Source organism: Nguyenibacter sp. L1 (assembly GCF_035199985.1).
GTDB lineage: Bacteria > Pseudomonadota > Alphaproteobacteria > Acetobacterales > Acetobacteraceae > Gluconacetobacter > Gluconacetobacter vanlangensis.
Genome location: NZ_CP127015.1, coordinates 2,631,558 through 2,643,852, shown reverse-complemented (window position 1 = coordinate 2,643,852; position 12,295 = coordinate 2,631,558). Strand labels below are relative to the sequence as shown.

General features: G+C 64.7%; 6 protein-coding genes. 3 read left to right on the top strand and 3 right to left on the bottom strand.

Going from position 1 to position 12,295, the window contains the following annotated elements:
• Positions 1 to 251: 251 nt before the first annotated feature.
• Positions 252 to 2,627, bottom strand: a complete 2,376-nt coding sequence (locus tag QN315_RS11945) for a TonB-dependent receptor domain-containing protein (RefSeq protein ID WP_323989482.1) — start codon at positions 2,625 to 2,627, stop codon at positions 252 to 254.
• 290 nt (positions 2,628 to 2,917) lie between these two features.
• Between QN315_RS11945 and betB the strand changes: the two genes are divergently transcribed.
• Positions 2,918 to 5,008, top strand: coding sequence for a betaine-aldehyde dehydrogenase (betB, locus tag QN315_RS11940; RefSeq protein WP_323989481.1), 2,091 nt, complete (start codon positions 2,918 to 2,920; stop codon positions 5,006 to 5,008).
• A complete protein-coding gene (gene betA / locus QN315_RS11935; protein WP_323993448.1) occupies positions 5,005 to 6,675 on the top strand; it encodes a choline dehydrogenase in 1,671 nt (556 codons plus the stop codon). The genes betB and betA overlap by 4 nt, the downstream gene beginning before the upstream one ends.
• Before the next feature lie 32 nt (positions 6,676 to 6,707).
• Here the strand turns inward: betA and QN315_RS11930 are convergent, their stop codons facing one another.
• Together QN315_RS11930 and glyA are read right to left on the bottom strand one after the other, a co-directional pair.
• Positions 6,708 to 8,078 carry an L-serine ammonia-lyase gene (locus QN315_RS11930; protein ID WP_323989479.1) on the bottom strand — a complete coding sequence of 457 codons (1,371 nt, stop codon included), beginning with the start codon at positions 8,076 to 8,078 and terminating at the stop codon, positions 6,708 to 6,710.
• A 21-nt stretch (positions 8,079 to 8,099) separates the two neighbouring features.
• Entirely contained in the window at positions 8,100 to 9,407 is a 1,308-nt protein-coding gene (gene glyA / locus QN315_RS11925; RefSeq protein ID WP_323993445.1) for a serine hydroxymethyltransferase, read from the bottom strand.
• Between the two features lie 399 nt (positions 9,408 to 9,806).
• Between glyA and QN315_RS11920 the strand changes: the two genes are divergently transcribed.
• Entirely contained in the window at positions 9,807 to 12,233 is a 2,427-nt protein-coding gene (locus QN315_RS11920) for a TonB-dependent receptor domain-containing protein (RefSeq protein ID WP_323989478.1), read from the top strand.
• Positions 12,234 to 12,295 lie beyond the last annotated feature (62 nt).

Sequence of the window (12,295 nt, the reverse complement as noted above, 5' to 3'; positions counted from 1 at the left end):
GTCGTGGGAAATCGGGGCGGGAGCGGATTGTGCAATATCCTTCCGAGCTGAAATATGACGATCGGCGAGGCCTGGCGCCCGTTGCGAGACATCATGCCGCCGGCGCCGGCACCAATATGATGCAGATACGCAACGATATCCCGGAAGCACATCTCAGGGGAGAGGAGATCACGCAAGCGATCCCATTGCTAGAACGGATGCGTCATCCGTTCACGCATATGGTGTCGCAAACCTACAAATCGGACGGGATATCAGAATCTGGTGCTGATCGTCCCGAAATACTGCCTGGGCGCGCCGACGAGCACGGATTGGTAATCCCCGGACAGCGGGTTGCCGTTCTCGCCCATCTGCGAGACATAGGATGAATTGAACAGGTTGTAGACGTTGAAATCCACGGTGATGTTCTTCAGGAACCGATAATCGCCGAAACGGTATCGTGCCCCCAGCGACGCCATCCAGAACCCCGGGACCGACATGTCGCCGACATAGCTGAAATTCCGCCGCGACGTATAGGCGGCATCGAAATGGATTTGCGCGTCATGGAAATTGTACGTCACGTTGGATTTGTACATGACGCGCGGATAATTGACGACCTGCTGCCCCTTGAGGAAGTAGGTCGTGCCCTGGGTGGTGATATTGTTGTCGTAGACGGCATGGTTGTAGCTGACGCTGTTGGTGATCGCCAGCCCGCGCAGCGGCGTCAGCGTCAGGGCGGCGTCCAGGCCGTTCATCGTGACGCCGCCGACATTGATCACGGTGGAGATCGGCTGGATGATCGTTCCCGCCGTCAGGGACTGCAGCCGGTTGGAAAAATCCACGTGATAGAGATTGAGCGACCCCTGCAGCAGGCGGCCGGAATAGCGATAGCCCAGGTCATAGACCCAGTCGGTTTCGGGCTGGATCGTGCGCTTCAGCGCCTCGAAGGTCTGCTGGTTGGAGACGCCCCAGGCCGAGCCCAACTGATAGCCGCTCATGCCGTAGCCGCGCATGTTCTTCGTGATGTCGAGATAGAGTTCGTGATGCCGCAGAAAATGCCAGTCGGCCCTGAAATCCGGCAGGAATCCGTTGGCGGCGGTCAGCGTTCCATAGGGCAACGTCTCTTGCCCGTTATAGGCGACGTCATTGGCCACGCCGCCGCCCCGCGTCGTTACCACCAGCGAGCGGAAGCCGAGATTGAACACCAGGTTGCGGGTCGGACGGATCGTATCCTGCAGGTGCGTCTGCACCGTATTGGACCAGTAATCCATGCCCCAGTTCTCCTGGAACGGGGTGCCGAAGCGGCCATTGACGGCATCCAGCGGTTCCCCCTGCCCCAGGAGCGGTTCGGGGTACTGGAATTCGTCCGAGATATAATGATCGTTTTCGTACCAGAGTCCGCCTTCGATCCTGTTGATGCCGAGCTGATAATCGAGGGCGCTGGTGAAGCCGTATCGCTGGGTGCGCGGCTCGATCACCTGTTCGGACAGCGGCGCGCCGTCGGGCGAGGGCGTATAGGGACTGGTCCAGGTCTGCCATTGCCGCTGGCCATGGCCGTAGAGGACCGTATTCCAGTCCAGGCGGTCGGTCAGCGGCAGTTGCAGCGTGGCCCCGCCGAGATAATCCTTGGCGATCGTCACCCCGTCATAATAGGACACGTCGATCGCATCCGAAAACCCGGCGAGCGAGGGCTGATAGATCCCTTGCGCCGCCAGATAGGCCAGGTTGTAATAGGGCCAGTAATAATCGTTGCGCGTGCCCAGCGCCTTCAGCATCGCCAGGCTCTGGTCCGCATAGGCGAACTGCATGGTCTGGTTCCAGTCGAAGAACAATGTCAGCCTGCCGGCGCCGGCGATGGGCTGCACCAGCTTGGCATTGACCTGCTGGTCGAACTGATCGCCGTTGCCCTTCCATTTCCGGCCGTCCGCCCGGGCGTAGGACACCAACATGCGCGTTCCGGACCGGTTCAGCACGCCGGTATCCAGGCGCACGAAGGTGCGGTAGGTCTGGTTACTGCCGAAAGTCTGCGATACGGTGCCGCCGCGCGTCATTTGCGGATCGACGCTGCGCAGTTCGACCGCGCCGCCCAGATTGGTCGTCGAGGGCATGGCCAGCGCCCCCGCCCCCTGCGAGACGTCCATGGCGGCAATGTTGTCCGGCGAGATGGCGAACGTGCTCATCAATCCATTATAAGGCCGGTAATCCTGCGCACCGAGGGGGATGCCGTCCAGGGCGAAGCCGAGCTGCTGCTGGGTGAAGCCGCGCATATACAGCGCCGATCCCCAGCTATCGGTCCCCAGCGGATCGTCCGACACGAAATTGATCCCCGGCAGCCGGCTCAGCATTTTCGCGGCGCTGGTCCCCGGTACGAACTGATCGAGAACCTGCCGTCCGAGAATCACCGTCGCGCCGTGGGCCGTGGTACGGGCGTGACTGACCGTCAGCGCCTCGGCCGCGACGGCGCGGGCCTTGCCGGGCGCGCGCGTCTTTCCGCCCGGGGACGCCGCCGCCGCCGCCCATGCCGGTATGGCCGGGACCGCCAGGGCCGTCGTCAAGAGGCATGTCAGAAGACGCGAGGCCTGCTTCATCTTGGTCGTCCCATTCTTCAGGCGGCGGGGCCCGGTGATTTCCGGCGTGGATTGAATGTTCATTCAGACATTGCGTCTACGAAATAATAAATCCGTCACTTTCTTGAAGGATTGCGACCTGGCGCATGGAAAGTGAAACGCCCGTTCAACAAGGAACCAACAAGGAATGGAATCAGCAGGAATGCGCGCCGCGGCAGCCCGTATCATCCGCATGGCCTGTTTCGTGGCACGTTAAACGCCCATGCAGCGATGACATTCCATTATTTTACTGAATATATCCGTAATTCCATCTGGTCATGGGCGATCTGAAAACGGGAGTTGAACGCGTATTCAGTTTATGGCACGGTATGTTCATGAGCCAATCCTCTCATCTGACGCCGGTCGAGTTGAAGCGCCGCCGGGAACTGGTGGCCGCGACGCTGGATATATTGGTCGAGCATGGCCTGGCCGGCGCGACGATGGCCCGCATCGCCGGGCATGCCGGCGTGTCACCCGCGCTGCTGGTCCATTATTTCGGCGACAAGGACACGCTGCTGGGGCTGGCGTTCCGCGGCACGGCCGCCGCGCTGTCGGCCGATGTCGCGCGGGCGCAGCGCGCCGCGCACGGTCCGTGGGGGCGGCTGGAAGCCCTGATCGATGTCTGCCTGGGGCAGGAGCAATTCACCGCCCGCCACGTCGCGGTCTGGCTGGCCCTGTGGGGCCAGGCGGTGCATGTCCCCACGCTGGGCCGCATCCAGCGGGCCTATCAGGCCCGCATGCTTTCGAACCTGCGGCATGATCTCGGCGCGCTGGTGCCCGGCCCCCAGGCCCGCGCCATCGCCGACACCCTGGCCGCGCTGATCGACGGCACCTGGCTGCGCGCGGCGCTGGCCGCGCCGTCCCTGTCCGACGGACGCATCGCCCGGCAGCAGGTCCTTGGCTTTCTTCGCAGCCAGATCGGGGCCGACACGATTCCGTCAGCACCCCCCGCCATTTTGCGCGGCGCTCCGGAGGGGCTGTGCGCGAGCTGGATCGACGGCCGGCCCGTCATGGGCGACGGGCCGCGGTTCGAGACCCGCAATCCGGCAACCGGCGCGGTCCTGGCCGAAATCGCGGAAGCCGGCGAGCCCCTGGTGGCGCAGGCGATCGAGTCCGCGGCGCGCGGGCAGGCGGAATGGGCCGCCCGAACCGGCGCCGAACGGGCGCGGATCCTGCGCCGGGCCGCCGACCTGCTGCGCCGCGACAATGCGGAGCTGGCGCGGATCGAAACGCTGGATACCGGCAAGCCGATCGCCGAGACGTCGTGCGTCGACATCCTGTCCGGCGCCGACGCGCTGGAGTATTTCGCGGCCATGGCCGCGACGATGACGGGCGACAGCGTCGATCTGGGCGAGGCGGCCTTCGGCTATACACGGCGCGAGCCGCTTGGCGTCGTCGCGGGGATCGGCGCCTGGAACTATCCGATCCAGATCGCCTGCTGGAAGGCGGCGCCGGCGCTGGCCTGCGGCAACGCGATGATCTTCAAGCCCGCCGAACTGACGCCGCTGACGGCGGTGCGCCTAGCGGCGATCTTCCGCGAGGCCGGATTGCCCGACGGGGTGTTCAACGTCGTGCAGGGCACGCGCGAGACCGGGCAGTTGCTGACCCGCGCGCCGCAGATCCGAAAAATATCCCTGACCGGCGAGGTCGGCACCGGCCGCAGGGTGATGGCGGACGCCGCCGCCACCCTGAAATATGTCACGCTGGAACTGGGCGGAAAATCGCCGCTGATCGTCTTCGACGATGCCGACGTGGAAAACGCGGTGTCCGCCGCGCTGCTGGGCAATTTCTTTTCAGCGGGCGAGATCTGTTCCAATGCCACGCGCGTCTTTGTCCAGGCGGGCATTCGCGGGCGTTTCCTCGACCGGCTGAAGGCGCGCGTGTCGGCGATGACGATCGGCGATCCGCTCGACCCGCGGACGCAGGTCGGCGCGCTGATCTCGGACGCGCATATGCACAAGGTCCTGGCCTATATCACGGCCGGCAGGGCGGAAGGCGCCGAACTGCTGACCGGCGGCCGGCGCGCGATGCGCGGCGCGCTCCGTCGCGGCGCGTTCGTCGAACCGACCGTGTTCACCGACTGCCGCGACGACATGACGATCGTGCGGGAGGAAATCTTCGGGCCGGTGATGACGGTCCTGGATTTCACCGACGAGGACGAGGCCGTGGCCCGCGCCAACGCGACCCCGTTCGGCCTGGCCGCCGGCGTCTTTACCCGCGACCTGGCCCGCGCGCACCGGGTGGTCGCGCGGCTGGAGGCCGGAACCTGCTGGATCAACCAGTACAACGTCACGCCGGTCGAGCTGCCCTTCGGCGGCTACAAGCAATCGGGCCTCGGGCGCGAAAACGGCCGCGCGGCGCTGGATCACTACACCCAGACCAAGAGCGTCTATGTGGCGCTTGGCGATATCGAGGCGCCGTACTGATGCGGGACTATGACTATATCATCGTCGGTGCCGGCTCGGCCGGGTGCGTGCTGGCCAACCGGCTGACCGAGGACGGGCGCAGCACCGTGCTGCTGCTGGAATTCGGCGGCAGCGACCGCTCGGTCATCGTGCAGATGCCGAGCGCGCTTGCCATGCCGATGCATTCGAAGCGGTTCAACTGGTTCTATGAAAGCGAGCCGGAACCGCACCTGGACGGCCGCCGCATGCACACCCCGCGCGGCAAGGGGCTGGGCGGGTCGTCGTCGATCAACGGCATGGTCTATGTGCGCGGCCATGCCCTGGACTATCAGGAATGGGAGGATGCCGGCGCGGCGGGCTGGGGCTATCGCCATGTGCTGCCTTATTTCCGCCGGGCCGAGGATTGCGCGGAGGGCGACGATTCCTATCGCGGGCGCGGCGGCCCGCTGCACACGCAATACGGCACGCTGGACAATCCGCTGCACGATGCGTGGATGAAGGCGGGCGAGCAGGCTGGATATGGCCGTACCGGCGACTATAACGGATTCCGCCAGGAAGGCTTCGACCGGATGAGCATGACGGTGCGTCGCGGCCGGCGCTGGAGCACCGCGAACGCCTATCTGCGGCCGGCGCTGAAGCGCCCCAACCTGACGCTGGAGACCCATGCCCGCGCCACGCGCATCCTGTTCGAGGGCCGGCGGGCCACGGGACTGGCCTACACCCGCCGCGGCGTGGCGCATGAGGCCCGTGCGCGGCGCGAGGTCATATTGTGCGGGGGGCCGATCAATTCGCCGCAGCTTCTGAAATTGTCGGGGATCGGTCCGGCGGCGGAACTGCGCGACCACGGGATTACGGTGCTGGCCGACCGGCCCGGCGTGGGGGAAAACCTGCAGGACCATCTGGAATTCTATTTCCAGGTCGCCTGCCGCCAGCCGATCACGCTCTATTCCGCGATGTCGCCCTGGGCGCGCGCGCGGATCGGCCTGCGCTGGCTGCTGTTCAAGGACGGCCTGGGCGCCACCAACCATTTCGAAAGCTGCGGCTTCATCCGCAGTCGCGCCGGCATCCGCTATCCCGACATCCAGTTCCATTTCCTGCCGCTGGCCGTGACCTATGACGGCAAGGGCCTGGCACGGAGCCATGGATACCAGGCGCATGTCGGGCCGATGCGTTCGAAGAGCCGGGGGTGGGTGCGGCTGCGTTCGGCCGATCCGGCGGACAAGCCGAAGATCCAGTTCAATTACATGAGCCATCCGGACGACTGGACCGAAATGCGCGCGTGCGTCCGCCTGACGCGCGAGATCTTCGCCCAGCCCGCCTTCGACCCGTTCCGGGGCGAGGAGCTGCAGCCTGGCGCGGCCTGCGTGACCGACGAACAGATCGATGCCTTTATCCGCCAGCGCGTCGAAAGCGCGCTCCATCCCTCCTGCACCTGCGCGATCGGGGCGGTGGACGATCCGATGGCGGTGGTCGATCCGCAGACGCGGGTGATCGGGGTCGAGGGGGTACGGGTCGTCGATTCCTCGATCATGCCGCGCGTCACCAACGGCAACCTGAACGGCCCGACCATCATGATCGCCGAGAAGGCCGCCGATCACATCAGGGGCCTGCCGCCGTTGCCGGCCTCCAACGCCCCGTTCTTCGAGGCGCCGGACTGGCTGACCCGGCAACGCATCGGCGGCGCCTGACCGCCCGCCGGGCATGATCCTGCGGCCCTAAATCAGCACTCGGGGAGGTTGACGGCCAATCCGCCGAGGGAGGTTTCCTTGTAGCGGTGGTTCATGTCGCGGCCGGTTTCGGCCATGGTGCGGATGACCTGGTCGAGCGAGACGTGGTGCGTGCCGTCGCCGTGCATGGCGAGCGAGGCGGCGTTGATGGCCTTGACCGCGCCGAAGGCGTTGCGTTCGATGCAGGGGATCTGCACCAGGCCGGCCACCGGGTCGCAGGTCATGCCCAGATGGTGTTCCATGCCGATTTCGGCGGCGTTTTCCACCTGGAGCGGGTCGGCGCCCAGGGCGGCGGCGAGGCCGGCGGCGGCCATCGAGGACGCCACCCCGACTTCACCCTGGCAGCCGACCTCGGCGCCCGAAATCGAGGCGTTGAGCTTGAACAGGCCGCCGATCGCGGCCGCCGTCAGCAGGAAGTCGCGCATGCCCTGACGGGCGGCATCGGCCGAGGCATGGGGGCAGAAATCGCGATAATAGCGCAGGACGGCGGGAATGATGCCCGCCGCTCCGTTGGTGGGGGCGGTGACCACGCGTCCGCCCGCCGCGTTTTCCTCGTTCACGGCAATCGCGAACAGGCTGATCCAGTCCATGATCCCGTGGGCCGATCGGGCATTGACGGTCTCTTGCGCGCACAGCCGCTCGTGAAGGGCGGCGGCGCGGCGGCGTACCTTCAATCGGCCCGGCAGGGTGCCGCCATGGCTCAGCCCGCGTTCGATGCACGCCATCATCACGTCGATGACGTGGTCGAGATAGGCTTCGGTCTCCGCGCGCGGACGCAGGGCGGTCTCGTTGGCCATGACGATGCCGGCGATGCTCAGCCCGCTTTGCCGGGTCTGGTCCAGGAGCTGCGCCCCGCTGACGAAGTCGAACGGCACGTCGGGCTGCATGTAGCCCGCGCTTTCGGTCGCGTCCTCGCGGACGATGAAGCCGCCGCCGACGGAGCAGAAGCGGGCGCGCTCCAGAAGGTTGCCCGCGCTGTCGAGGGCTTCGAACTGCAGGGTGTTGGGGTGGACGGGCGGAATGGTGTCGCGGTCCAGGACCAGGTCCGCCGCGGGATCGAAGGCGATGCTGCGCCCCTGGATGGTCACGCTGCGGCTGGCGCCGACATCCGCCACGATGCCGGCCACCTTGTCGGGATCGACGCTCTGGGGGCTTTCGCCCGTCAGGCCCAGGATGACGGCATTGTCCGTGGCATGGCCCTGCGCGGTCCAGGCCAGCGACCCGTAGAGGGTGACCCGAAGCCGGGCCACCCTGTCGAGAGGCGCCAGCGCGGCGGCGAAGCGCTGTGCGGCGCGCATGGGCCCGACCGTGTGGGACGAGGACGGACCGATACCGACTTTGAAAAGGTCGAACAGGCTGATCATGCTTCTCTCGGCAAATGGCGCTCAGGCGCCCGGATAGGCGACATCATAGATCGGGAAACGGCGGCAGAGTGCCTGAACCTCGGCCTTGACGCGATTTTCGACCTCTTGGGCGGCCGGCGTGCCGTGCGCGCTGAGGATTTCGTCGATGAAGCGCCCGATCTCGCGGAATTCGGCGGTGCCGAAGCCGCGGGCCGTGGCGGCCGGGCTGCCCAGCCGCACGCCCGACGTGACGAACGGGGATTCGGGATCGTCCGGCACCGCGTTCTTGTTGGCGGTGATGCCCGCGCGCTCCAGCGCCGCGTCGGCGACCTTGCCGGTCACTTTCTTCGGGCGCAGATCGACGAGGACCAGGTGGCTGTCCGTGCCCCCGGTCACGATGTCGAAACCACGGCGGAGCAATTCGTCGGCCAGGGCCGCCGCGTTCTCGACGACGGCGCGCTGGTAGGACGCGTAGGATGGCTGCAGCGCTTCGCCGAACGCGACCGCCTTGGCGGCGATCACATGCATCAACGGCCCGCCCTGCAGGCCGGGGAAGACCGCCGCATTGACCTTCTTCGCCAGGTCGGCGTCGTTGGTCAGGATGATGCCGCCACGCGGGCCGCGCAGGGTCTTGTGCGTCGTGCTGGTGACGATGTGGGCGTGCGGGAGCGGGTTCGGATAGAGCCCCGCCGCGACCAGGCCCGCAAAATGCGCCATGTCGACCATCAGATAGGCCCCGACCGCGTCCGCGATCCTGCGGAAACGGGCGAAATCGATGATGCGCGGATAGGCCGAACTGCCGGCGACGATGATCCTGGGCTGGTGTTCGCGCGCGAGGCGTTCCACCTCGTCATAATTGAGCAGCCCGGTGTCGGGGTGAACGCCGTACTGGACCGACCGGAACCATTTGCCGGAATAGTTCGGCGCCGCGCCGTGCGTCAGGTGGCCGCCGGCCGCGAGGCTCAGACCGAGTATGACGTCGCCGGGCTTGCCCAGCGCCATGAAGGCCGCCTGGTTGGCGTTGGCACCCGAGTGAGGCTGCACATTGGCGAATGCCGCGCCGAAGAGCTGCCTGACGCGGTCGATGGCCAGCGTCTCGACGCGGTCCACGTCGCCGCAGCCGCCGTAATAGCGCCTGCCCGGCAGGCCCTCGGCATATTTGTTAGTCAGGACCGAACCCTGGGCCTCGAGGACCGCGAAGGATGTCAGGTTCTCCGACGCGATCAATTCGATGCCGTCCTGCTGCCGGCGCAGCTCATCACGGAGGATCGCGGCGACTGCCGGATCGGTCTCGTCGAGAGGTTCGGCAAAGAAACGCCGGCGATCGCCCTGTTCCGCTTCATTGATCATAAGGTGCATGAGGCTGCCTTTCCTGTGCAAGACCGCTTTGTCCCCGGGAGTGAAGAGGCCCCCCGATGTCGCCGGATCCCGACTGTGATGCGCAAGCTGACGCGCAGAATGCAGGAAATCCTAGGATGGCTTCCATGCCGCTATCGCTGATGCAGGCGACATGAGCTTGAAGTCCTGCGACAGGACGGCACGCGCCTACCTTGTGACGTATTCGAAATAAGGCGTGTCGCTTTCGTTCATGCGGGGCGCGATCCGGGTTCCTAACCTTGCAGGGTGAGGGAGTCATGATGGCGTCGGGTTGATCCGCCCTCGTCGGGGAATGTGTCGAAGGTCGTTCCATTCCGAAGGATGCTTTTTAGAGTCCGCGTTACGAACATAGATCACGGAGTCCTTAGCAGCATGCGGCGACCTGCGAAAAATTACGGCGAGCGTCTCTCCACGGTCCTGTTCTCGTCCACCGTCATGGTTTCCCTCCTGGCGGCCGGGCATGCGGCCCAGGCGGCGTCGCCGCACGGCCGGCACCATGGGAAGGTCGCCAAAACCGCTGCTGCGGCCCCGACCCCCGTCGCGGCGAAACGCGCGATCGTCCGCGCGCCGCTGCCGCAGAACGAGGATATCGCCATTTCGGCCCGCCGGCGCGCGCATGGCACGATGATCACGGTGGGGGCCAGTGCGATCGCGCGTTCCGTGCCGGGCACGAACCCGCTGAAGGTCCTGGCGCAGCAGCCCGGCGTGATGTTCCAGTCCGACGATCCGCAGGGTGTCGATACCTGGTCGACCCAGATCTACATGCATGGTTTCCTGCAGAACCAGATCAGCACGACTCTGGACGACATTCCGCTGGGTGAACTGGCCTATCGCAACTATAACGGCCTCAATCCCATTCAGGCGATCAGTTCGGAAAATGTCGGCCGGCTGGACGTATCGACCGGCGCGGGGGCGGAATCCGTCGCCAGCACCAACAATCTCGGCGGCTCGATCGAGTACCATTCCTCGGACCCGAAGAACAGGATGGGCGGCACGGTGGCCCAGACCTTCGGCAGCAACGCGTTGTATCATACCTTCATCCGCCTCGACAGCGGCACGCTGAACCATACCGGCACCAAGTTCTATGTGTCCTACATGCGCAACGACACCGACAAATGGAAGGGGGGCGGCGACCAGTTCTTCCAGCAGGTGAACGCGAAATTCGTCCAGCCGATCGGGGACGACAGCCGGATTTCCAGCTTCTTCGATTTCAGCCAGTACGAGCAGTTCAACTATCAGGACTATTCGCTTGATATCTGGAAGAATGGTGGAAATTACATCGACAATTACTATAACGGCAAACCCAGCGGCTATATCGCGGCCATCCAGGCTGCGCTGGGCCATTATCCCGCCTCGTTCGACGGCATCGGCGACAAGGCCGACGCGGCCTATTACGACAGCACGTCGGCCACGACCGATTATTTCGGCGGACTGACGGGAGATTTCCGCCTGACGGACAGCGTGCGGTGGAAGACCACGTTCTATGGACATGGCGAGCAGCAATACAATCACTGGACCAATCCGTTCTCTCCGTCTCCTTCCGGGGCGCCGATGTTCGAAGAGGTGAAGGAGCCGAGCATCCGGCGTTTCGGCATCCTGTCCTCGGTGCAGTACGAGGTTGCCCGCAACCATATCGAAGGGGGCGTATGGTACGAGAACAACCAGTTCGTCTCGACGATGTTCGGGTATTCGCAGCCGAACGTGGTCGATGGCGTCATCCAGGGGACGCCGGTCAACCCGATCGGTTCTCCCAACCAGGCGCCGTTCATGCAGCTTTACGGGCAGACAACGAATACGAACACCTTTACCGCCTTCGTCCAGGATACGTATAACCCGCTGCCGAATGTCGCGTTGCATTTCGGATTCAAGTCGCTGCTGAACACGTCGCGGGCCGGCGACGGTTACCTGAATACGAATTTTTACGGTCCGGGGGCCTCGGCGACCGGCACGCTGACGACCGCGCGGGCTTTCCTGCCCCATATCAGCGGCGACTGGCACTTCCTGACGCATCATGAACTCTATTTCGACGTGGCCGAGAACGTGCATGCCTATCCGCAGGGACAGTTCAAGACCGTCGCGTCGCCATTCGCGGTGACCCAGGCTGCCTTCAATTACGCGCGGCCGACGCTGAAGCCCGAAAGCGACTGGGCCTATGCGGTGGGATATCGCTATTCCGACCATTTCCTCGACGCGACGCTGCATGCCTATCACACGGATTTTTCCAATCGCCTGCAGCAGATCACGTCCGGCAATATCGTGAACCCGATTTCCACGGTCCTGAATGTGGGCGACATCACGATGAATGGCGTCGACGCCGGCCTGACGATGCGGCTGTTCCGTGGCGTGTCGCTGTACAACAGCATCAGCTACAACCATTCGACCTATGACAGCAACGTGTCGTCGCAGGGCGTAACCTATTACACCAAGGGATCGCAGGTCGTCGCCTATCCGCGCCTGATGTACAAATCGAGCCTGAGCTATGCCTATCGCGGCTTCGACGCGCATATCGATGCGTCCTACATGTCGCAGCGCAACCTGAGCTATACGGGTGACGCCAAGGTGCCGTCCTACTGGCTGGCGGATTTCGGCATGCGCTACAGGTTCGGCACTATGGGGAAATATGCCCATTCCCTGGGCTTCGTGCAGAACGTCGAACTGGATTTCAACATCTACAACCTGACCAACCAGTTCTATGTCTCGACGATGGGGGAAAACGGCTTTCCGCTGTCGGGCGATTACCAGTCGTTCCTGCTGGGGGCCCCCCGCCAGTTCTTCGGGTCGGTCCGTGCGGAGTTCTGAGAGGAAATCGCGCCCCATGCCTTGATGGGGGCCGGTCTTCGGATCGTTCCTTCGGATCGTTC

Bases quoted from the DNA above. Each gene is read 5' to 3' on its own strand.
- QN315_RS11930 (WP_323989479.1), bottom strand. From the start codon at position 8,078: ATGATCAGCCTGTTCGACCTTTTCAAAGTCGGTATCGGTCCGTCCTCG.
- betB (WP_323989481.1), top strand. From the start codon at position 2,918: ATGAGCCAATCCTCTCATCTGACGCCGGTCGAGTTGAAGCGCCGCCGG.
- glyA (WP_323993445.1), bottom strand. From the start codon at position 9,407: ATGATCAATGAAGCGGAACAGGGCGATCGCCGGCGTTTCTTTGCCGAA.
- QN315_RS11920 (WP_323989478.1), top strand. From the start codon at position 9,807: ATGCGGCGACCTGCGAAAAATTACGGCGAGCGTCTCTCCACGGTCCTG.
- QN315_RS11945 (WP_323989482.1), bottom strand. From the start codon at position 2,627: ATGAACATTCAATCCACGCCGGAAATCACCGGGCCCCGCCGCCTGAAG.